The sequence below is a fragment of the Nocardia acididurans genome (genome assembly GCF_016741815.1).
Lineage (GTDB): Bacteria > Actinomycetota > Actinomycetes > Mycobacteriales > Mycobacteriaceae > Nocardia > Nocardia acididurans.
Genome location: NZ_JAERRJ010000007.1, coordinates 1 through 21,186, shown reverse-complemented (window position 1 = coordinate 21,186; position 21,186 = coordinate 1). Strand labels below are relative to the sequence as shown.

Sequence of the window (21,186 nt, the reverse complement as noted above, 5' to 3'; positions counted from 1 at the left end):
GAGGTGATGGAACCGACCGTGGTGCGTTTGAAGGTCGAGCGTGAGCTCGTGGACGGCGCGGTCGTGGTGCGGGCCGGTGGCGCGGTCGACATGGGGACCGTCGACGACCTGACCGTGGCACTGACCGCCGCCCTGCGATCCACGGCCGAGGGGACCGCCACGCTGGTGATCATCGATCTGCACGGCGTGACCTACTTCGGCAGTGCGGGATTGAACGCCGTCCTGCGCTGTCACGAACGCGGTACGGCCACCGGTATCCCGGTGCGGCTGGTGGCGGACAATCCCGAGGTGGTCCGTCCCATCGAGGTGACCGGACTGGACGCGGTCCTGCGCATGTACCCCACCGTGGACGCCGCGCTGCGGCCACCACGAGAGACCGGACCGGCCTGATGGACCGGGCCCGTCCCGCCCCGCGGACCCCGCTCCCGGCGACCCTCGCCGCGGCGGTACCGCTCGGCGGTGAGACGGGCCGCCGCTTCGCCGAATTCGATTGGGACGCACACCCGCTCGGGCCGCCGCGGGACTGGCCGCCCGAATACCGCACGGCCGTCGCCACCACGTTGACCTCCCGCTTCCCGATCGTGCTGTGGCTGGGAGCCGCGGATCTGTATCTGGTGTACAACGACGCCTACGCCGCGATCATGGGCGACAAACACCCGGCGGCGCTGGGCCGGCCGGGGCGCGAGGTGTGGTGGGACATCTGGACGGAGATCTCACCGATGCTGGCGGGCGTGGTCGAGACCGGCGAGGCCACCTGGTCCAATGATCTGATGCTGGCCCTGGTGACCGGCGGCCGGGCACAGGAGCGGTACTTCACCTTCAGCTACAGCCCGCTGCTCGCGGGCAGCGGCGACGTGCACGGAATCTTCTGTGCCGTCACCGAAACCACCGACCGCGTCCTCGGTGAACGGCGGCTGAGCGTGCTGAACGCGGTGGCCGCCGGAATCATGGAGATGCGCTCCATCGGGGACGCGGTCGAGGCCGCCGTCGCGATCTGCGCGCAGGACGCGGCCGATCTGCCCTTCGTGGCGGTCTACGCCGAGGACTCGCCCGGAACCGATCCGGTGCTGCGCGGGGCGACCGCCTCGGTCCTGGGATTGCTGCCCCGCGAACTGCGGGGGCTCACCGATCGCCGGGCCGCCGCGGGGGTGCGGACGGTGTGGGAGGTACCCCACCTGTCGGCTGTGATACCCGGGCTGGCAACAGTTTTCGGCGAGACGCCGCCGGAACGGGCGCTGGTGCTGCCGGTGGGCGAGGAGCCCGCCGCCGGTGTGCTGGTGATCGGCACAAGCCCCCGCCGTCCGCTCGACGAGCAGTACCGAGCCTTCTGCCAACTGCTGGCCGACCAGCTCTCCTCGGCGTTCTCCGCCATCGCCTCCTACGAACAGCAGCGACGTCGCGCCGATGATCTCGCCGAAATCGACCGCGCGAAAACGGCATTCCTGTCCAATGTCAGCCATGAGTTCCGCACGCCGCTGACCCTGCTCGCCGGGCCGGTCGACGATGCGCTGGCCGCCGCGAACGGCGACGCGGCGCTGATCGAGCAGCTGAACATGGTGCGCCGCAATGCCGGACGCCTGCGGCGGCTGGTGGACGCGCTGCTCGACTTCTCCCGCGTGGAAGCCGGTCGGGCACAGGCGGATCCGGTGCGCACCGATGCCGGGGCCTACACCGCGCACCTCGCGTCCTCCTTCGCCGAACTGTGCGAACGCGCCGGGCTGCGCCTGATCCTGGACTGCGAATCCGTGCAGGCCGATCTCGACCCCGCCATGTGGGAGACGATCGTGCTCAACCTGCTGTCCAACGCCGTGAAGTTCACCTTCACCGGATCCATCACCGTCTCGGTGCGCGCGGTGCCCGAAGGCTGCCGAATCTGCGTGCGCGACACCGGAATCGGCATCGCCGAAGCAGAACTGGGCCGGGTGTTCGAACGCTTCCACCGCGGCGACAACACGCGCGGCCGTACCGTCGAGGGCGCGGGCGTCGGCCTCGCCCTGGTGCGCGGCCTGGTCGAACTGCACCACGGCACCATTCGAGTGGAGAGCCGCGTCGACGTCGGCACGTCGGTGATCATTGTTGTACCCGTGGCGGATTCGCCGTCCCGGGTGCCGGTCGTCGCACCGACACGGGATGGCCGCAACCCCTATGTGGAAGAGGCGGGCCAGTGGGTGGTCGCGCGGCATGTGCCACCGGACGCAGCTCCTGCGGTGTCTGCGGAGACAGCGCCCGACGCGCGCCCGGAGACTTCGCGCGAGGTAGTGCCCGACGCGCGCCCGGAGGCTTCGCGCGAGGTAGTGCCCGACGCGCGCCCGGAGGCTTCGCGCGAGGTAGTGCCCGACGCGCGCCCGGAGGCTTCGCGCGAGGTAGTGCCCGACGCGCGCCCGGAGGCTTCGCGCGAGGTAGTGCACGGCGCGCGCCCGGAGACTGCGCGCGAGGTAGCGCCCGAGGCTGGTCGGGCATCCGCACTCGGGGAGGGTGGCGCATCCGGCCTACCGGCCCTACCGCGCAAGCTGGTGCTGGTCGCTGACGACAATGCCGATATGCGGGCCTATCTGCATCGAATTCTGGTGCAGCGGTGGGATATCGCGCTTGCCGCGGATGGACGGTCGGCGCTGCGGATGGCGCGGGCCCGGCGGCCCGACCTGATCGTCACCGATGTGATGATGCCCGAGCTCGACGGGTTCGGGCTGGTGGCGGCATTGCGCGCGGATCCGCGGCTGCGCGCGGTGCCGGTGGTGATGCTGTCGGCGCGTGCGGGGGCCGAGGCGGCGGGGGAGGGCTACGCGGGCGGCGCGGACGACTACCTGGCCAAACCGTTCGGTTCCCGGGAGCTCGTGGATCGGGTGGCGGCCCGGCTCGCCGCCGTCGAGCGGGAGCGCGCGCAATGGCGCGCCCAGGCGTCCGCCGAAACCGATGCCTCGGCCGTGGCACGGTTGGACGCCGCACTGCGGGCCACCGACTCGGCGCGCGAGATTCTCGACGCCGTACTCGTGCACCACCCCGCGTCGGCCGGCGCGCCGACCGCGGCGATCGGCGTCATCGACACCGGAAAGAGCTGTGTGCGAATACAATTCGCCGACACCGCGCAGCCGGGCGTCGCCCCGCCCCGGCGGACCCTCGCCCTGGACGCCGAATCGGCACTGGCCGAGGCCATTCGCTGCGGCGCGCCGATCATTGTGCGCGACAACGCTGTCGAGGACAGCGGCGGGCGCCGGGGCGAGGCGCCGCCGGGAGCGCGCTCCGGGGTGATCCATCCGCTGCGCGATCCGGACTATCGGATGATCGGGGTGCTCGCCCGCTGGTGGTCGTGTCCCCGGGAATTCCCGGCGGCCGAGTTGCGCCTGCTGGCCGAATCCGCCGAACTGGTACAGGCGGCGCTGCATCGAATCCTCGTGCAGCGGCGCGAACGCCGCATCGCGCTCGAATTCCAGGACCAGCTCCTGGATTTGGACAGTGCGGCCACCAGCGCCGTGGTGGCGGCGGTCTACCAGCCCGCCGAGGAGGGGATGCGCGTCGGCGGCGACTGGTACCAGGCGACCCCGCTGGACCGCGCGGGGCGCGTCGGCATCTCGGTGGGTGATGTGGTCGGCCACGGGCTCTCGGCCGCGGTGGTGATGAGCAGGCTGCGCGCGGCCATCGGCTCGGCCGCCCTCACCACCCCGGATCCGGGCGCGGTGATCGAGATGGTGAGTCAGTACGCCACCACGGTGCGCGGGGCGCACTGTGCGACGGTGGCCTACGCGGTGCTGGATCCGGCGACGGGGGTGGTCGAATACTGTTGCGCCGGACACCCGTACCCCCTGCTGATCCCCGCGGACGGCCCGCCGATCTATTTGGACGACGGGCGACGGCCACCGCTGGGCATCAGCGGGTGGCGCGGTGCGACGCGCAGCGGAGGACATGCCCTGCCGCCCGGCAGCACCGTCCTGCTCTATACCGACGGACTGATCGAACGGCCCGGCGAGAGCCTCGACGAGGGATTCGCGCGCCTGCGCGCTGCCGCTGCCGCCGCCGCGACCCTGCCCACCGCCGCACTGACCGCCGAACTGCTGGAGCGGCTCCGGCCGCCGGGCGGCTACACCGATGACGTCGTACTCCTGGCATTGCGACCGGTCGGTACCACGGCGGACACCTTCACCCTGGCCGTCCCGGCCGCGGCGGGCCAGCTGCCCGTCGTGCGCACCCGCATGCGGGAATGGCTGGCCCGCCACGGAATTCCCGCGCGGCGCAGCTACGACATCCTGCTGGCGGTGGGCGAGGCCCTGAGCAATGCCATCGAGCACGGCAGCGACCTCGACCCGGCGAAGACGGTCTCCGTGGAGGCCGCCCGGCACGCCGCCGGCATCATCGCCACCGTCACCGATTCCGGGTCGGACCGGCCCCGGCCGGGCCACTCCAGCACCGGGCGCGGGCGCGGGCTGACCCTCATGAACGGGCTCGCCGATCAGGTGGAGAGCACACGCAGCCTGCACGGCACCTGCGTCACACTGCGATTCGACCTCGGCGCGGGGGCCGGCGCCGTTCGATGAGCGCCCGGCACAGGCCGCGGCCGGCCGCTATCGCGTCAGACACCCTCGAGCGGATTGTTCCGCAGCCGTTCGGCGATCCCGGCGCGCACCGCACCCGCCGCTGCGCTGTCGGGCTTGCGGCGCGCCTGCTCGGCGAAGCAGCGTGCGAAATCCTCGGCCAGGTCCAGGCGGGGCCATGCCCGCAGCACCTCGGTGCGCAGGCCGGGCGGTACGAGATCGGTTCCGCGACCGGAGATGTCGATGGTGGTGGCCCGCGCCAGCAGATGTCCCTCGGCGTCCATGGCCACATCGACCTCGTCCCACATATGCCGGACGATGATCTCGATCAACCGGTTCCGGCGATCCCGAGACCAGCCCGCACCCGCCGCGAACACCGCGGCCACATGCCCGCCGGCCTCCTCGAACGGCACCGTGTGGCTGTCGAACACCGCCACCAGCCCGAGATCGTGCAGGGCCGCGGCCACATACAGCAGTTCGGCGTCGAAGTCGATCTGCTCCTGCTGCGCCAGCGTCGCGGCCCAGACATAGGACCGCACAGAGTGATTCAGCAGTGCGGGGGAGCTGTAGGCGGTCGCCACGTCCAGCGCCGCCCGCGCCACGGCGGAATCCGGAATGGCCAGGTCGTTCAGGCGTAGCCCATCGCTCGTCACGGACCGATGATAGGGAGCGGCCCGTCGATCACGGGTACGGGGTCGGTTCCGCCGACCTCGGCGGCGACCCGGTCCACGAACTCCGCCGCCGGGCGGGTCTCACCGCCTGCGCGCGGCCGCGCCGCTGGGGGCGCGGGCACTCTGCTAGGGGAGCGCGGGCGCGTCGCTAGGGGAGCGCGGGCGCGTCGCTAGGGGAGCGCGGGCGCGTCGCTAGGGGAGCGCGGGCATGCCGCTAGGGGCGCGGCCACGTCGCTGGTCAGGATGCCGATCAGCTGCCGGGCGAATTCCGGTGCCTCGGTGCGGATTCCATTGTGCGCGCCCGGGAATTCGGTGACACCGAGACCCAGCCGACGGCCGATCTCCACGGCCGGTCGGTAGGGGAGCGCGCCGCGGGTCTCGCGGCCGACGGCCAGCACGAGACGGCCCGACACCGCGGCTAGGGCCGCGTAATCCGGTGTGTAGGAGGTGAATTCGCGCAGTTCGTACTCGATCATGACGGGGCCGTTGGCAGCCAGGCGTTTCCACATCTCGGCGGCGCGGGGCGACAGGTCCGTCGGTGGTGGTGTGGGTTTCATGGCATTGCCGATCCCCGCGGCGAAGCGCGCCCCGGCGGCCGCGACGCCCTCGGTGTGGAAGAGCGCGAGGACCTCCTCCACCATGGCGCGGTGGACGGCGGCGTCGGGCAGGACCGCGAAGCACGGCGGTTCGTGCGCCACCAGGGTGCGCACCTGCCCGGGGTGGCGGGCGAGCAGATCGAGGCCGACGATCGCGCCGCTGCTGGTGCCGCACACCAGCGCCGGTTCCTCGGTCAGATGGGTGAGCAGCCGGTGGACGTCCGCGCTCTGCACGGCGACGTGCTGGGCTTCGGGGCCGTGGTCGAGGGTGCTGCGGGAGTAGCCGCGCGGGTCGAACGAGACCACGGTGAAATGCTGTTCGAGCGTCTCGGCCATACCGTCGAACACGCCCGCGTCGCCGCCTCCGCCCGGAATCAGCAGCAGTAGCGGGCCGTCGCCGCGCACCTCGTAGTAGAGCGTCGCGCCGGGGACCGCCAGTGTCCGCGATCTCATCGTGTTTCCTCCTCGATGGTCGACGGCCACCGCGACAGCGTCAGGTGCAGGGCCTCGAGAATGTGATGCCAGCTGGTGGCCGGTGGCCGGGCGTGTGCGAAGCCGCCCGCGCTCTCCAGCGTCGCGAAACCGTGAAAAGTGCTGCGCAGCAGGCGGCCCGCGTCGGTGGCCGCGTCGTCGTCCAGGTCGTATCCGCGCAGGAGTGCGGCGGTGAGCTCGATTCCGCGCAGCAGCGCCGGTTCGTCGGCCACCTCGGCGGGATCCATGCGCATCTGGGTCGCGCAGTACCTGCCCGGATGTTCGAGCGCGTACGCGCGGTAGGCATCGGCGAAGGCGAACAGCGCGGCCTTGCCGGACCGTCCGGCGACCGCGAATCCGATGCGCTCGTTCAGTTCCGCGCCGGCCAGCAGAGCGACCCGGACGCGCAGGTCGTGCAGATTGCGCACGTGCGTGTACAGACTCGGATCCTTCACGCCGAACGTGCGCGCCACGATCGACAGCGTGAGGTTGTCGAAGCCGATCTCGTCGGCGAGTTCCGCTGCGGCGCGGGCGATTCGGTCGGGGGTCAATCCGGCACGGGGTGACATCCCACCTCCTTTCCTAATATCAGTAGGTTACAACCTAGTGATATTAGGAAACAATGGCGGGTCTGATCACTGCACTGTTGTGCCTGGTCAGTAGCGCGCGTGCCGCCCGGGCGTATTGGTGGGGACCGGTTTGATCGGCCATCCGGTGGGGTCGGACCATGGTGATGCCGCGGGGTCGTCGATGCGCGGCAACGGCATGGTCGGAGCGCCGAGTTCGCGCTCGAGCTGGGCGAGGAAGTCGTCGATACTTCCGTAGTGGGTCAGGATCTCGTCGAGCAGGCGCTGCGCATCGGTTCTCATCGCGATCACCCTCCGTCATCATCCTGGGGTCTGGTCGCCGACCTCGCTGGGTGCTCCGCAGTATCCATCGGGATCGGTGCCGAATCCTTGGTAGCCCTCAGTGTGCGCGAAGATTGGCACGGAATGTCATAACCCTCCGGCGGGCGTACACGGAATTTGCTGAGAGTTGTCCAACTCCTCCGACGGGCTGTGCCAGCGACCGTCCGGATAGGTGATGTAGAGCGGGCCCAGATTGCAGGGCGTGAGGCAGCCGGTGGGGGTGATCAGGGCGTCGGGGTGCTCGCGACGCAACTCCCGATGCAGTGCGGCGGCGCCGTAGACGGTGCAGCGCGGACCACGGCAGACCAGGATGTGCGCGGTATGCTCCGGGATCTCGGACCACGCGGGGCTGCGGAACGCGCGCGGGCTCGCGGTGACCGGAGCGCCCTCGTCGGCCATGCGGGTGCGGATGAGATCGGTGAATCCGCCTGCCGTATCGATACTTTCGGTGATCCGGATATCGAGCTCGCGGTCCCGGGACTCCTTCCAATTCGCCACCGCCCGCGCGATCCAGGTATCCAGGTAGCGGTCGCGGGGCACGGCCAGCGGAATGAGGGTGACCGGCTGATCGGTGCGTGCGGCATCGTCGAGCGCGTCGTGAATGGTCGGCTCGTCCTGATCCAGCAGGGCGTAACCGATTCCGCAGGACCGCGCCAGCCGCTCGACGGAGGCGATGTCGACCCCGGAGGGCGTGGGCCGGGCGACGAGGATGTGACGACGGGTCATGACGTGGACACCGTTCGGGGCGCGGGCACGACCAGCGGCGTGCCGGTCAGCGGATCGGGAATGATGGTGCAGTCCAGGTCGAACACCTCGGCCACCAATTCGGGCCGCACGATATCGGCGGGCGCACCCTGCGCGACGACCCGGCCGTCGCGCAGCGCGATCAGGTGGTCGGCGTAGCGGGCGGCCAGGTTGAGATCGTGCAGCACCGCGACAATGGTGCGGGGCAACAGGTTTCGCAGGAGATCCAGCACGTCGAGCTGATGGGCCAGATCCAGGAAGGTGGTGGGCTCGTCGAGCAGCATCACCTCCGGATCCTGCGCGATGGCCAGCGCGATCCACACCCGCTGCTTCTGCCCGCCGGACAGTTCGTCGATGGTGCGTTCGGCCAGATGCGTGATGTCGGTGGCCGACATCGCCTGCCGCACAGCGGTTTCGTCGTCGGCGGACCACTGCCGGAACCAGCGCTGATGCGGGTGCCGTCCGCGCGCGACCAGTTCGGCGACGGTGATGCCGTCCGGTGCGGTCGGCTGCTGCGGCAGCATCCCGAGCCGCTGCGCCAGCGCGCGGGCCGGATGGTGCGCGATATCCGCGCCGTCGAGCAGAACAGCGCCCGACGCGGGCCGGGTCAGCCGCGCGAGGCCGCGCAGCAGCGTCGATTTGCCGCAGCCGTTGCGGCCCACGATCACCGTGAACCGCCCGGGCGGGAAATCGACGGTGGCGTCGGCGACGACCGGGGTGTCGCCGTAGGCGAGGGTGAGGTCGGTGGTGGTGAGATGTGCGGTCATCCAGCGTGTCCGATTCGGGTGGCGCGGGCGAGGAGATAGACGAGAACGGGTGCGCCCAGGATCGCGGTCACGACCCCGACCGGCAGTTCGGCGGGGAACAACCGGCGGGCGGCCCGATCGGCGCACACCACCAGCAGCGCGCCCGCGGCGGCCGCGGGCGCGAGCGCCGAGCCGCGTTCGGCGAGCAGTCGCCGCGCGATCTGCGGGGCGACCAGGGCGACGAAGGCGATCGGCCCGGCGGCGGCGGTGGCCAGCGCCGCGGCGGCCGAGGCCAGCACGATGAGCCCGGTCCGGTGCGGGCCACGCTGTCCGGCAAGCGAATTCGCGAGTTCGTCACCGAGTTCGAGCAGCGCGAGCGAACGAGCGAACACGATCAGCGGCGGGACCACGACAGCCACCGCCGCCGCGGCGAACCCGACGTGCATCCAGTTCCGGTTGGCCAGGCTGCCGGTGAGCCACATGGCCGCCGTATGCGCCTGATAGATATTGGCCCGGGTGAGAATGAAGGAGATCCCCGACGACAGCATGGCCGTCACGCCGATCCCGACCAGGACGAGCCGGTAGCCGTCCAGCCCGTTCTTGGTGGCCACCAGCACGATCAGCACCATGGCCAGCAGGGATCCGGCCAGCGCACCGCCGACCAGGAGGAGCCCGGTCCCGCCGAACCAGACGCTGACCGCCAGCGCGCCCAGCGACGCACCGGAGTTGATACCGATGATCTCCGGGCTCACCAGCGGATTCGTCGCGATCCGCTGCAGCACCGCACCCGAAATCGCGAAAGCCGCACCGGCACAGAGCCCGGTGAGCACGCGCGGCAGCCGATCGGAGACGACCACGTCGTATTCGATGAGCGTCCCGCCGCCGGCGAGCACCCGCAGCACATCGCCGACCGTCAGCGGGAAGTGCCCGACGGTGAGCGACCACGCCGCCACCGCCAGCGCGGCGGCCGCCAGCAGCCCGGTGATCAGCGCAGAGCGTAGGTGAACGCGAAAAACCATGTGCCACTGCGGAGTGCGCAGCAGGACGGTGCCGCGCGGGAGCACACTCGTCGTAGTCGTAGCCTTATCTGTGGCCGTGGCCTTGGCCTTGGCCGTGGCCTTGGCCTCAGCCTCAGCCGTGGTCATGCCCGTGGTCGCGGCCGTTCGTCGAGTAGCAGCCGGTGCGGGGGTCCGGGAACGGGCCGCCGGAACGGTTTTCGGCCGCATCGGGGTCACAGCGTCGCCACCTTCCGGTTGCGGACCAGATAGAGGAAGAACGGCGACCCCGCGAACGCGGTGACGATGCCGACCTGAATCTCCTGCGGCTGCGCCACGATTCGGCCGAGCACATCGGCGAGCAGCAGCAGCGCCGGCCCGAGTACCGCGCACCAGGCCAGAATCCAGCGATAGTCCTGTCCGGTGAGCGCCCGCGCGATATGCGGAACGACCAGCCCGACGAACGCGATCGGTCCCGCGACCGCGACCGCCGCGCCCGCCAGCAGCACGACGGCCAGTGCGCCACCGGCCCGTACGGCGACCAGCCGGGTGCCGAGGGTGCGCGCCATGTCCTCGCCCATGGCCAGGGCGTTGAGCGTGCGGGCCACCGCGACGGCCAGTATCGTGCCGAACACGATGAAAGGCGTGACGGCCCCGATGGATTCGAGGCTCGCGCGGGTCAGCGAGCCGACCACCCAGAAGCGGAAGTTGTCGAAGGTGGTCCGGTCCAGCAGGGTGATGGCGGTGGTGACGGATCCGCACAGCGCCGTGAACGCGGCCCCCGCCAGCGCCAGCTTCACCGGTGTGGCGCCGCCGAATCCGAGCGAACCCAGCGTGTAGACGAAGCCCGCCGCGACCGCCGCCCCCAGGAAGGCGAACCACACGAATCCGGCCGCCGCCGTCACCCCGAGACCGCCCATGGCGATCACGATGGCAAGGGAAGCACCAGCATTGATGCCCAGCAGCCCCGGCCCGGCCAGCGGATTCCGGGTCAGGCCCTGCATGACCGCGCCCGCCACCGCGAGCGCGATACCCGCCAGCAGCCCGGCGACGGTGCGCGGCAACCGGATATAGCGCACGATCCGATCGGTGTCGGTGCCCTGGAAATCGGTGAACGCCGACACCGCTTGATCGAAGGTCAGCGGATGGCTGCCGACCAGAATCGAGACGAGGCAGACACCGGCGAGCGCGGCGCCGGCCACGAGCAGGCCGGTGCCGCGAACGGTGGTGCTCACCGCCGGAACAGATCCGGATGGATCAGTCCGGCAACGGTTTCGGTGGCATGCGCGATCCGCACCCCGGCCGCCCGATCGGCGAACAGGAACGGATACACGGCCTGCTTGCGCACCGCCGTCAGATTGGCGAAGGCCGGATTACCGGTGAGCTTGTCGACCTGTGGCTGTGCGTCGGTGCGCACGTAGGTGGCCTTGCAGCACAGGCTGGTCAGAATGATGTCGGGGTCGCGCGCGATGAGTTCCTCCGCGCCGATCTGCACATTGCGGCGCTCGGTGCGATCGGCGAAGGCGTTCACGCCACCCGCGGCGTCGATGATCTGGGTGACGAAGTCGAGCCCGCCCGCGACGGTGAAAGACCCGTCGTCCTTGGGGGTTACGACCGCGACGCGGGGCCGCCGCGCATCCTTGACGGTGGTGCGCACCGTCTCGATACGCGTGCGCAGATCGGTCACCACCTGCTCGGCCCGATCGCCGACACCCCACAGCGCCCCGAGATCCCGCAGATCGGCGTACACATTGTCGAATCGCACGGCGGCCGGGTCGATCGCCTCGTCGGCGAGCCCGTCCGCGCTGGGGCACAGCGGGCTCAGCACCCAGGTGCGCACCCCGAGCCCATGCAGGCTGGCGCGGGTTCCGACGCTGTTCTGCGCCGAGGTGGCGAACACCCCGTTGAAGCCGGACAGCACGAAATCCGGGTTCTGCGCGAGCAATTCGTCGCGGCTGGGCAACTTCTCGACGAACTTCGAGCGGGCCTGGGCATCCTGGTATTCGGGCAGCACGGCCGAATCCAGGAAGGCGGTGCCCACCAGCCGATCGGTCACGCCCAGCGCGTGCGCGATCTCGATGGACGGCTGATACGCGGCGTAGATCCGCTGCGGTGGCGCGCCGACACTGATGTCGATCCCGCAGTTGGTGCGCGCGACGGCATTGTCGCCGTCGGCCGCGGCGCCGGGCTTGCCGCCGCATCCCGCCAGTGCGATCGCACAGGCGACCAGCGCGCCGATACGCAGGCGCGCCGAAACAGACGTGGTCACTGTGACCGCCTTCCAGGTCCTCGTGGAACGGGTACTTCGTCGCCGTGGCCGGTCTCCTGGCTGACGGGATGCCGCGCGGCGCGCCTACCTTCCCAGGGCCCAAGTGCCCCAGTGGCTCCGGACGAGCGGGCTCGTCCGGAACGACGCGTCGCTCCCGATCACAGTGGCGAGGGCCGCACCGGTTCCACACCGGTTTCCCGAACACCACGGCCCGGGGAATGTATCAGGACACGGGCGCGGGCGGGTTCGCCACCTTCATCGGTGACGGTGGGAAGCGGATCTCACGATGTGAGCGTGCGCTTGAGGATTTTGCCGGTCGTGTTGCGCGGCAGCGCATTCAGGAAGGTGATGTCGCGCGGCACGGCGAATCGGCTGAGCCGGGAGCGGATGTAGCGGCGCAGCAGTTCGGCGTCCAGGTCGACGCCCGCGCGCGGGACGACGAAGGCGGCCAGCCGCTGCCCGAAATCGCGGTCCGGGACGCCGATCACGGCGACCTCGCGAATGTGCGGGAGCCGGGCGAGCGCATCCTCGACCGCGAGCGGGAAGACCTTCTCGCCACCGGAGATGATCATCTCGTCGCCGCGGCCGCGGACGAACAGCCGGCCGTCGGCATCGAGGTAGCCGAGATCGCCGGTGTCCATGAGACCTTCGTGCCGGCGCGGGTCGGCGGCATTGAGGTAGCCGTCGAAGAGCATGCCGTTGCCGACGAACACCCGCCCGGTCGCGCCGACCGGCACCACCGTGCCGGATTCGCCGACGATGGCGATGGCGGTGCCGAGGTCGGGACGGCCCGCGGTGTCGGGGGCCAGCCGCAGGTCGGCGGGTCCGGCCACGGTCGCCCACGACACCTCGGTCGAACCGTAGAAGTTGTAGAGCACATCCCCGAAGGCGTCCATGATGTCGTTCGCCAGTGAGCCGATCAGCGGCGACCCGCTGCTGGCGATGACGCGCAGCGAGGAGGTGTCGTAGCGGGCGCGCACCTCGGGCGGCACCTCCAGCAGCCGCTGCAGCATGACGGGCACGGCCATCAGCGCGGTGCACCGGTGTTCGGCGATGGCGCGCAGACAGGATTCCGGATCGAAGCGGGCCTGCAGCACCACGGTGGCGCGCAGCGGGGTGCTGATCTGTAACAGGCCCAGACCCCAGCTGTGGAACAGCGGGGAGGCGATGAGCATGCGTTCGCCCATGCGCAGCGGCAGGCGCGACAGCATGGCGGCCACGGTGCCGAATCCCTTGGGGTCCGGGCGCACCGCGACCTTGGGCGCACCCGTGGTGCCGGCGGTGAGCACGATCTGCTTGCCCGGCCGGGGCGGGCGGGGGAAACCGCGGCCGACATCGCGCAGCAGGTCCGCGACCGTGATCCGGTCCGGCACCGCGCTCTCGGATCCGGTGGCGATGCGCACCGTGTCGGCGGGCAGATGTCGTGCGATGCTGTCGAATTCATCGTCGAGGAACAGTGCGGACAGGCGATTGTGCTGCGCGATCTCCTCGATCTGGCGGGCGCCGAGACCGGTGTTGAGCAGTACCGTGTCGACGCCGAGTTTCCCGCAGGCGGCCATGATCTCGACCATGCCGGCGTGGTTGCGGGCCAGCAGGCCGACCACCGCGCCCGCCGGGACGCCCAGGCGAGCCAAACCCTCGGCCATCCAGCTCGACCGCAGGTGGATCCGGCTGAAGTCGTGGCTGCCGGTGTCGTCGATGACGGCGATCCCGTCCGGCGAATGTGCCTGTGCGGCAGCGTATCCACCCTGGAGCGTGAACCCCCAGCGGGCCAGCGCGGCCAGCTGTCGCAGGCTCCGATCCGGGCGCACGAACGGGTTCACCACCTTGGTCGCGGTGACCGTTCGCGCCACGCTCAGCGGAACCGAGCGCAGGGTACCGGAGTTCAGCACCGTCGCGGTGGGTGTCCCGGACAGGTAGTCCGCCATGCGCGTGACGCCCGACCGCAGCCACGCGCTCACCGCGATATCGGCGAGCCGGGCCAGGCCCGGATGCGCCAGACCGAGATCGAACACCGTGACGCCGATCTGCGTCCGGCCCGCCCGCGGGTCGTCCCACAGCCGCACGGACAGGAACCAGTTGGCGTCGAGCCCATCGATGCGGAACCCGGACCCCACGCGAATCACCTTGAGCCCGAACCGGATCTGCCGTACCGGTACCCCGTGCCCGCCCACCGCGATGGTGTATCGCGGTCCGCCGCCATACTCGGTGCTCCGCGCCGCCGTCCCGACGCCGGAGAAGAATCGCGACCATCGCAGCGGATTCGTGAGCAGCTCCCAGAGCTCTTCGCGGGCTCCGGGAACATGGGTACTCACATCGATGATGTCGGAGGTCAAGGCGCAGGCTGTCTTTCGTGTGGCGGATCGTGTCGGGGAAGAGTGACACGAACCCGCAACAAAAGCAATAATTGTCTCAGACGGACGAAGGCGCCTGCTGAACTGGACGTTTGATAAGAAGTGACGTCTGCGGTGTCCGAGCGGCGGATCGCAGAACGGCGTAGAATCCCGCAACGGCGTAATGATCTTGGTCGCGGTCGTCGCGGCGGGCTCCGAGCCACGCGGTCGCATGCTTTCGATGTATCGGCATTGTCGGCCCAGATCCTGGTCCACACGGACACTCGAGCCCCGAGACCGGATCCCTGCACGGGAGAAGACGCTGATGTCGCTGTCACGCAAAGTATTCGGAATGTGCGCTCTGGCGGCGGTCGCCGTGGGCACCCCCGGCATCGCGGCCGCCGAGGCCGGTCCCGACGGCCGGTACTACGGGTCCCTGGCGGCCGAAATCATCGGTGACGATGTAGACGTCATCTGGGCCCTGAACTACCCCAGTTGGGTCGAATCCGATGCCCAGGCCATGTCGCTGTGCGAATCCGCCAACTGTTCGGTCATGGCGCGGTTCAGCAACGGGTGCGGGTCCATCGCGCTCCGCAACGGGGTCCTGATGGGCGGCACCGGATTCACCCGAGGCGAGGCCGAATTCGCCGCCACCTCCGCCTTCGGTCCTCCGGACCTGGTGTCGATGAGCGCGGGTGGCGACCCCAACCCCACCGTGCTGCGCACCGACTGCACCGCCCTCTCCGGCTGACCAACCACGAGAAGAGGTGCGGTGGATCATGGCCGCGTACTCAGTGTGGGTTCGTGTCCTCACCCCTTGTGCGGTCGGAGGTCCACCACAGGTCCCAGCACCCCTTCAGCATGTGTTTCGGCAGATTTTCTGCGTAAACCGGTACCGGGTCCGTCGAGGGCTCGTACCCGATATCGCCTTCCCCGGATCCTTGCCGCTGACCGCCGCATCGAGCTCATCACTCGAGCGCGCGTCGCGCGAAATCGACAGACCAGTTCGATCGTCCGCGGGCATGACCGCCGTCCCGAACGCCGCATCCCTGTATGACCAACCGAGCGGTCAGCGGCTAGCGTGCGTTGGCCGCCGGGGCGAAGGCGGTGATCTCGTGAGCCGCCACCATCGTGTAGGCGCGGGCGAGTGTTTCCAATGCCGCGGCGCCCTCGCTGGCCTGCTCGGCGGTGATGGCCTGGGTCTCGGCGGCAATGGCGGATAGCAGGGCGTCGCGAGCCTCGACGGTGGGGGCAGGCAGTTCGAGGGCGGGGATGGCGATCGGGATGCGCAGAGATGAAATCTGTTCTCCCGCAACGTCCGAGCCTGCTGTTCCACGAACCCGATGTGTCACGTGGTCGTGCACGGCCGAGCGAGGGCGCACGCTCTTCGGCGCTATTGTGCGTTCCCGTCATGCGCGGGCTCCGTGGCAATGTGGTGCGTTCGTGGGCCGTCGCCCATTCCGGCACGCCGAGGGGGTGGGTGTTCGCGGCAGCTGTCGGCCCGAGTGGTGGGAGGGGTCCTCGGCATGGGTTCAACGGTCAGGGCCACGTTTGACGCCGCAATATGGAGTTCGGAGGGCTTTGCTACGATGTTCGCAGCTCAGCGAGCTATTGTATGATCTTGGTCGCGGTAGTGCCCTGTTCGTGTGTGGGCTCATCCTGTTCTGTTTCGCCTTGTCGCGTGGTCGATGAACCAGTTGGTCGCAATCCGAACGGAGTTCGAAGTGGCACAGCAGGCACGATCCGGTCGATTGAGCGGCCATAGCGTCCTGCTCACCGGTGGGCCGATCACACGATGGCAGGTGGGGATGCGCCTGAAGCCGTCGCCGTGCACGGTGACCGGATCGTCGCGGTCGGCGCACGGTCGGACTGCGATCGCGTCCTGGGCGGTGTGGATCAGGTGGTCGATCTCGACGGCGCCTGCCTGACACCGGGTTTCGTCGATCCGCACTGTCATCCCCTGATGCACGGGCAGGTGTGTTCGTGGGTGGACTGCTCGCCGCAACGCGCTCCGGACATCGCGGCCATGATCAAGCTGCTGCGTGCTGCCGCGGCCGGCCAACCCCCGGACACGCCGGTGCGTGGCTTCGGATACGAACCGGGCCGACTCTCCGAAGGACGGCACCCCACCTGTCTGGAGCTCGACCAGGTCGCCGACGACCGCGAGGTCTACGTGATGAACGTGTCCGGACATGGCGGTGTGGTCAACAGCTATGTGCTGCAGCGCAATTCAGTTTCCGCTGATACCGCGGATCCGCCGGGCGGCCGGTTGGGGCGCTTCCCGGACGGCAGCCCCAATGGCGAGATGTGGGACTCCGCCTGCGATTTGATCACCGGCGCCGATGGCGTGAAGCTCGGCCCGCACGCCCCCAACTTCCACCTCGACGACGACCCCGACACCCTGGTGGACAATGTGCTCACCGCGCAGCACGACTTCCTGTCCCACGGCGTCACCTGTGTCGCCGATACTCAGGTGACGCGCCGAGAGCTGAGTACCTACCAGCGTGCCCGCGACTCCGGCCGGCTGGTGCTGCGCGTCAGCGGCTACATCATCTCCTCGTTCCTGCCCGAAATGCTGGCCCTCGGGCTGGGTGGCGCGCTCGGCGACGACCGGCTGCAGATCAATGGCGTCAAGGTCTATGTGGACGGATGTTTCGGCGGCTGCACCTGCTACCTGCCCGAGGGGTACGCACACGACCCGCATCGGCACGGCCAGCTGTACCACACGCCCGACGAGCTCACCGCCTTGATCGGCTCGATCCACCGGGCCGGGCTGCAGGTCGCCATCCACGCCCAATCCGGTGCGGCCATCGGTCTGGCACTCGATGCCATCGCCGCCGCGGTGACCGTGTACGGCCCCCGGCGCGGCGCGCCCCACCGTATCGAACACGTTGCCCTGCCTGCGCATTCGCATCTGCGACGGATGCGGGAACTCGGCGTGTGGGGCGTGCTGCAACCGGCGGATGTTCACCTCACCGGCGACTGGGTACGGGGCATCGTCGGCGACCAGGGCGAAGGGTACGGCCCGGCGGGATGGCTGGCCGGATCCGGTGTGGGGTACGCGCTGTCGTCCGACGCACCGGTGTGCCCGCCGAATCCGATGCTGGCCGTCGCCAGTGCCGCCCACCGCACGACCATCGGCGGCGCGACTCTCGGCGATCCGGACATGCGCCTGGATGTGGCTGCCGGACTGGCCGCCCACACCCGCCACGGCGCCGAAGTTCTCGGCCGACAGCAGGACGTCGGTGCCATTCGGCCGGGGATGTATGCCGATTTCGCTGTGCTGGAATCGGATCCGCTCCACACTCCGCTCACCACGTTGGCAGATCTCGCGGTAACCCAAACCTGGATCGGCGGCCGGAGAGTCTGGTCGCGCGACAGCTGAGGAGGAACTGGCATGACCAGCACGTCCCCCGCTCTCGTCACCGCTCAATCGACCATCCCGCATTGGCATTTCGACATGCTCAACGACACGATCCGCAACCTCGTCTTCCACCAGGCCATCCAATCCGCGGTCCGCCCAGGCGATCTCGTGCTCGACATCGGCACCGGCGCCGGGCTGACCGCGATGATGGCCGCTGCGGCCGGCGCGCAAGTGATCACCTGCGAAGCCCACCCCGTGGTCGCGGAAATGGCCCGACGCGTGATCGCGGACAACGGTGTGAGCGATCGAATCACCGTGCTCGGCAAGCTCTCCACCGACCTGCGGATCGGCCACGACCTGCCCCGGCCCGTCGATGTCCTGATCGCCGAAGTCTTCGACTGCGGCCTCCTGGGCGAAGGCGCGTTGCACACCTTCGCCCACGCGGCCGGACTGCTGAAACCCGGTGCGAAAACCATCCCCGCGCGCGGCACTCTGTATTGCCAGCTCCTCGAATCCGACAGCCTGTGGGGCCTCAACCACGTCGAATCGGCCCTGGGATTCGACCTCAGCGCCTTCAACGACCTGTCGACCGCAGGCTATTTCCCCGCCCGCCGCACCCAGCACACCTGGCGCCCCCTCGCAATGCCCGTCGCGCTGGCCTGCATCGACTTCGACACACCCCAGCCCACACTCAGCCTCGACCGCGCCACCACCATCACCGACGCCGGTGTCCTGCACGGCGCCGCGCTATGGTTCGAACTCGAATTCGACACGGGCAGTGCCCGTCTCGGCAATCCGCCCGGCCAACCCAGCCACTGGCATCAGGCACTCCAAACCCGGCGACCCGCCTACCCCGTGCAGCCAGGAGACACCGTCGACCTGTCGGCCCACAGCGACGGAGACAAACTCACCCTCGATATCCGCCTCCGATCAGCGGCATGGGCGACACCACCGGCACCGCACCCGGACAGCGTTTCGAGCACTCCAACCCTCGCCCAATAGGACTCCACTGCCGGAGCCGAATTCCGCAGGTCAGGCTCAGTAGATCGATGCCTTGGCAGGCCGGGCCCGCCTCGGCCTGCCATCCGCGGTAAGCGCTGCTTCGAACCGCCCGGGTTGCGGCTGGAAGCGGATACTCTGCTGACGGTTTCACGTTCTGCAAGGAATCGATCGAGCAGGTCGAACAGCACTTCGAGGATGTGTGTTCGCCGGCGGAGCCCGCGGTCGGTTCCGAACGCGCGGGTCGCGGCAGAATCGTGCGTTCGCCAGCGGGTGCTGCGGCCTTCCCTGACCGAGCGGTCAATCGGAATGACCTGGCGACGATGTCGGTCCTGCGAGCTCCGTCTCACCTATCAGCTAGGACAGTAACTGTTCTAGCTGTTTCCTAGCGTGGTTGTCGACCGCCGATGCGAGAAAATGGCTGCGTTTCCGCTCGTCATCGGTTTGGTCGGCTCGTTCAGCATCCACTGCTCGATCAGCGAGAGGACCGACAACCATGAGATCCTTCGAAGCCGCGGACCGCTCGGATACCTTCGTGCCGCACGCCTACCCCGAGCCACTCGTCGACCTTGGCGAGGTCCGCATGAACTACGTCGTCGAGGGCGACCCGCAGAAACCAGCACTGCTGCTGATCCCCGGCAATGGCGACTCCTGGTGGACCTACGAGGACGCCATCTCGCTGCTATCCCCGAACTTCCAGGTCTACGCCGTCGACGTGCGCGGGCACGGCCGGTCCAGCTGGACCCCGGGCCGCTACACCATCGACAACGTCGGCAATGATCTGGTGCGGTTCATCGACCTGGTCATCGGCCGCCCCACCCTGGTCGCGGGCAACTCCGCCGGTGGCGTGTTCACCGCGTGGCTGGCGGCCTACGCCAAGCCCGGACAGCTGCGCGGAGTGATCCTCGAAGACGCGCCGTTGTTCACCGCGCAAGCGGCACCGGCATTCGGACCGGGCTCGTATCTGGCGATCGCGCCGTTGCTGGCCGCGCGGCACAAGTGGCTGGGCAATCAATGGTCGATCGGCGACTACGCCGGGCTGATGAAGGCCATGCCAACCGAATTGCCCGCCGACATGGTCGCCGGTATGAGTTTCATGTTCGGCAAGCGCGACACCGGCGATGCCGTGCCGCGGCCGCCGCAGAACATGGGGGAATACGACCCCGAGTGGGCGGGCGCCTGGGCCGACGACTCCGCCAACGCCGGTTGTGATCACGCGGCGATGCTCGCGCAGGTCCGGGTGCCGGTGTTGTTCACCCATCACGGGCGGCAGACCGATCCTGACACCGGCCGCTTGTTCGGTGCGATCACCGACCTGCAAGCCCAGAACGTGTGTCACCTCATCGAATCCGCGGGCCAGCCGGTCACCTATGTATCGCTGCCCGATGCAGCGCACAGCATGCATTCCGCCGACGCGAAGCGCTACGTCACCACCATGACCGAATGGATCGACACCCTGGACTGAATTCAGCTCAGGCCGTGAGGGCCGCGCTGACACCGGCGCGCTCCGCGTTCGGCCGTCGGCGCGGGAGCTCATTTGGGACTTCGGTTTGCGATGCTGACCCCATGGATGAACGAGGCCGTGAGATGCATCCGGCCGTCGCGGCCGCGCTCTCCGTCATGCCGGAGAACGACGGGAGAGCCCGGCTGGTGGGCTCTGTCATCCGGGAGGAAGACGGTGCAGTCGCGGTGGTCGTTCACACCGTCCGCTGGCGCTACGTCGTCGTCATTCTGCGTGAGGCTGACCGATGGCTCGCACCGACTCTGATCATCGGCGAGAAGATTCCTACCCAACCACGACTGGCAACCAACTTTCCCACCATGCCGTTGGCAAAACAGTCGGCAGATATCCGTAGCAGCGTCGACAGCGCTTTCGTGTGGTACGCGGTCGTCGGGACTGCGGCATTGGATGCGGTCTCGGTGCGCGTATCGACGACGCTCGAATCCCGCAATCCCGCGATCGGTGACGACGGTCTGGTACTGGCGTTGGTCCGTGCGCAGCGAGGTGAACGACCGCTCGTCACCATCACGACCCGGGACGGACGTGAGGAGAGTGACTACCAGGAGGATTAGGCCGTACGAGCTGTCACCCGTTGGGGACAACGACAGCCACCGCCCTGAATCCGGATGAGGCTCAGTCGTTCCGGTGCCCGGCCGCAGCGGCGTGACCGTTCCGGTCAGCGCGGTATGCGGCTAGTAGCGGATGTTCTGCACGTCAAGCGTCCGGATACGCTGACCAATGATTGGGACAGGATCGTCGTCGGGACTGAGGAGGTTGATTGTGAGATCGGGCCTCAGCGAAGCCATCGTCGACGAGCTACGGTCACGAGCCCGACGGGGAGATACATCGGCCGAGATAGCTACCTGGTTGATACAGGAGCTTGGGAACACGACGCTCTTCCGGGTTTTCGTTTACTGGCGCGAAGCCTTCGACACGCCAATACGGGTCCTCAAGGGCGCATATGCCTGGGTGGGACTTGGGCAAGGTGGCACGTTGTCCGATGACGAACTGAACCAGATGCTCAGCCCGACTGGTTCCCCGTTTTGGTGACCTCATCGGCAGC

General features: G+C 69.0%; 18 protein-coding genes and 1 riboswitch. Of the genes, 7 read left to right on the top strand and 11 right to left on the bottom strand.

Annotation, left to right across the window (positions count from 1 at the left end):
* Positions 1–6: 6 nt before the first annotated feature.
* Complete coding sequence (locus JK358_RS18520) at positions 7–390, top strand: STAS domain-containing protein (RefSeq protein ID WP_201949381.1); 384 nt, start codon at positions 7–9, stop codon at positions 388–390.
* Positions 390–4,529: a SpoIIE family protein phosphatase gene (locus JK358_RS18515; RefSeq protein WP_201948991.1), complete on the top strand. Its 4,140-nt coding sequence runs from the start codon at positions 390–392 to the stop codon at positions 4,527–4,529. The genes JK358_RS18520 and JK358_RS18515 overlap by 1 nt, the downstream gene beginning before the upstream one ends.
* A 35-nt stretch (positions 4,530–4,564) precedes the next feature.
* Here the strand turns inward: JK358_RS18515 and JK358_RS18510 are convergent, their stop codons facing one another.
* The 10 genes from JK358_RS18510 to JK358_RS18465 form a co-directional block, all read right to left on the bottom strand.
* On the bottom strand, positions 4,565–5,179 hold the full coding sequence (locus JK358_RS18510; protein WP_307817607.1) for an HD domain-containing protein: 615 nt from the start codon (positions 5,177–5,179) through the stop codon (positions 4,565–4,567).
* A 188-nt stretch (positions 5,180–5,367) separates the two neighbouring features.
* On the bottom strand, positions 5,368–6,246 hold the full coding sequence (locus JK358_RS18505) for an alpha/beta fold hydrolase (protein ID WP_201948990.1): 879 nt from the start codon (positions 6,244–6,246) through the stop codon (positions 5,368–5,370).
* Positions 6,243–6,833, bottom strand: a complete 591-nt coding sequence (locus JK358_RS18500) for a TetR/AcrR family transcriptional regulator (protein WP_201948989.1) — start codon at positions 6,831–6,833, stop codon at positions 6,243–6,245. The genes JK358_RS18505 and JK358_RS18500 overlap by 4 nt, the downstream gene beginning before the upstream one ends.
* Before the next feature lie 87 nt (positions 6,834–6,920).
* On the bottom strand, positions 6,921–7,133 hold the full coding sequence (locus JK358_RS18495) for a hypothetical protein (RefSeq protein WP_201948988.1): 213 nt from the start codon (positions 7,131–7,133) through the stop codon (positions 6,921–6,923).
* 126 nt (positions 7,134–7,259) lie between these two features.
* Positions 7,260–7,898, bottom strand: a complete 639-nt coding sequence (locus JK358_RS18490; RefSeq protein WP_201948987.1) for a (2Fe-2S) ferredoxin domain-containing protein — start codon at positions 7,896–7,898, stop codon at positions 7,260–7,262.
* The gene (locus JK358_RS18485; RefSeq protein ID WP_201948986.1) at positions 7,895–8,683 is read right to left on the bottom strand and encodes an ABC transporter ATP-binding protein; all 789 of its coding nucleotides are present in this window, start codon (positions 8,681–8,683) and stop codon (positions 7,895–7,897) included. The genes JK358_RS18490 and JK358_RS18485 overlap by 4 nt, the downstream gene beginning before the upstream one ends.
* On the bottom strand, positions 8,680–9,807 hold the full coding sequence (locus JK358_RS18480) for a FecCD family ABC transporter permease (protein ID WP_232851533.1): 1,128 nt from the start codon (positions 9,805–9,807) through the stop codon (positions 8,680–8,682). The genes JK358_RS18485 and JK358_RS18480 overlap by 4 nt, the downstream gene beginning before the upstream one ends.
* A gap of 86 nt (positions 9,808–9,893) precedes the next feature.
* On the bottom strand, positions 9,894–10,892 hold the full coding sequence (locus JK358_RS18475) for a FecCD family ABC transporter permease (protein ID WP_201948985.1): 999 nt from the start codon (positions 10,890–10,892) through the stop codon (positions 9,894–9,896).
* Positions 10,889–11,926, bottom strand: a complete 1,038-nt coding sequence (locus JK358_RS18470) for an ABC transporter substrate-binding protein (RefSeq protein ID WP_201948984.1) — start codon at positions 11,924–11,926, stop codon at positions 10,889–10,891. Before JK358_RS18470 ends, JK358_RS18475 begins: the two co-directional genes overlap by 4 nt.
* Before the next feature lie 29 nt (positions 11,927–11,955).
* Positions 11,956–12,150, bottom strand: a riboswitch (cobalamin riboswitch).
* Positions 12,151–12,207: 57 nt separating this feature from the next.
* Positions 12,208–14,262, bottom strand: coding sequence for an AMP-binding protein (locus JK358_RS18465; protein ID WP_232851532.1), 2,055 nt, complete (start codon positions 14,260–14,262; stop codon positions 12,208–12,210).
* Positions 14,263–14,611: 349 nt separating this feature from the next.
* Between JK358_RS18465 and JK358_RS18460 the strand changes: the two genes are divergently transcribed.
* Positions 14,612–15,010, top strand: coding sequence for a DUF4189 domain-containing protein (locus JK358_RS18460; protein WP_201948983.1), 399 nt, complete (start codon positions 14,612–14,614; stop codon positions 15,008–15,010).
* Between the two features lie 325 nt (positions 15,011–15,335).
* On the opposite strand, the gene JK358_RS18455 is transcribed toward JK358_RS18460, so the two are convergent.
* A complete protein-coding gene (locus tag JK358_RS18455) occupies positions 15,336–15,641 on the bottom strand; it encodes a hypothetical protein (protein WP_201948982.1) in 306 nt (101 codons plus the stop codon).
* A 413-nt stretch (positions 15,642–16,054) separates the two neighbouring features.
* Here JK358_RS18455 and JK358_RS18450 point away from each other — a divergent pair, with 413 nt between their 5' ends.
* The 4 genes from JK358_RS18450 (at position 16,055) to JK358_RS18435 (ending at position 20,695) form a co-directional block, all read left to right on the top strand.
* Positions 16,055–17,644 (top strand): amidohydrolase, encoded by a 1,590-nt coding sequence (locus JK358_RS18450; protein WP_201948981.1) that lies wholly within the window; start codon positions 16,055–16,057, stop codon positions 17,642–17,644.
* Between the two features lie 12 nt (positions 17,645–17,656).
* A complete protein-coding gene (locus JK358_RS18445) occupies positions 17,657–18,625 on the top strand; it encodes a 50S ribosomal protein L11 methyltransferase (protein WP_201948980.1) in 969 nt (322 codons plus the stop codon).
* Between the two features lie 493 nt (positions 18,626–19,118).
* Entirely contained in the window at positions 19,119–20,087 is a 969-nt protein-coding gene (locus JK358_RS18440; protein WP_201948979.1) for an alpha/beta hydrolase, read from the top strand.
* A 101-nt stretch (positions 20,088–20,188) separates the two neighbouring features.
* Positions 20,189–20,695, top strand: a complete 507-nt coding sequence (locus JK358_RS18435; protein ID WP_201948978.1) for a hypothetical protein — start codon at positions 20,189–20,191, stop codon at positions 20,693–20,695.
* Positions 20,696–21,186 lie beyond the last annotated feature (491 nt).

Bases quoted from the DNA above. Each gene is read 5' to 3' on its own strand.
- JK358_RS18520 (WP_201949381.1), top strand. From the start codon at position 7: ATGGAACCGACCGTGGTGCGTTTGAAGGTCGAGCGTGAGCTCGTGGAC.
- JK358_RS18515 (WP_201948991.1), top strand. From the start codon at position 390: ATGGACCGGGCCCGTCCCGCCCCGCGGACCCCGCTCCCGGCGACCCTC.
- JK358_RS18505 (WP_201948990.1), bottom strand. From the start codon at position 6,246: ATGAGATCGCGGACACTGGCGGTCCCCGGCGCGACGCTCTACTACGAG.
- JK358_RS18500 (WP_201948989.1), bottom strand. From the start codon at position 6,833: ATGTCACCCCGTGCCGGATTGACCCCCGACCGAATCGCCCGCGCCGCA.
- JK358_RS18495 (WP_201948988.1), bottom strand. From the start codon at position 7,133: ATGAGAACCGATGCGCAGCGCCTGCTCGACGAGATCCTGACCCACTAC.
- JK358_RS18490 (WP_201948987.1), bottom strand. From the start codon at position 7,898: ATGACCCGTCGTCACATCCTCGTCGCCCGGCCCACGCCCTCCGGGGTC.
- JK358_RS18485 (WP_201948986.1), bottom strand. From the start codon at position 8,683: ATGACCGCACATCTCACCACCACCGACCTCACCCTCGCCTACGGCGAC.
- JK358_RS18480 (WP_232851533.1), bottom strand. From the start codon at position 9,807: ATGACCACGGCTGAGGCTGAGGCCAAGGCCACGGCCAAGGCCAAGGCC.
- JK358_RS18460 (WP_201948983.1), top strand. From the start codon at position 14,612: ATGTGCGCTCTGGCGGCGGTCGCCGTGGGCACCCCCGGCATCGCGGCC.
- JK358_RS18450 (WP_201948981.1), top strand. From the start codon at position 16,055: ATGGCAGGTGGGGATGCGCCTGAAGCCGTCGCCGTGCACGGTGACCGG.
- JK358_RS18445 (WP_201948980.1), top strand. From the start codon at position 17,657: ATGACCAGCACGTCCCCCGCTCTCGTCACCGCTCAATCGACCATCCCG.
- JK358_RS18440 (WP_201948979.1), top strand. From the start codon at position 19,119: ATGAGATCCTTCGAAGCCGCGGACCGCTCGGATACCTTCGTGCCGCAC.
- JK358_RS18435 (WP_201948978.1), top strand. From the start codon at position 20,189: ATGGATGAACGAGGCCGTGAGATGCATCCGGCCGTCGCGGCCGCGCTC.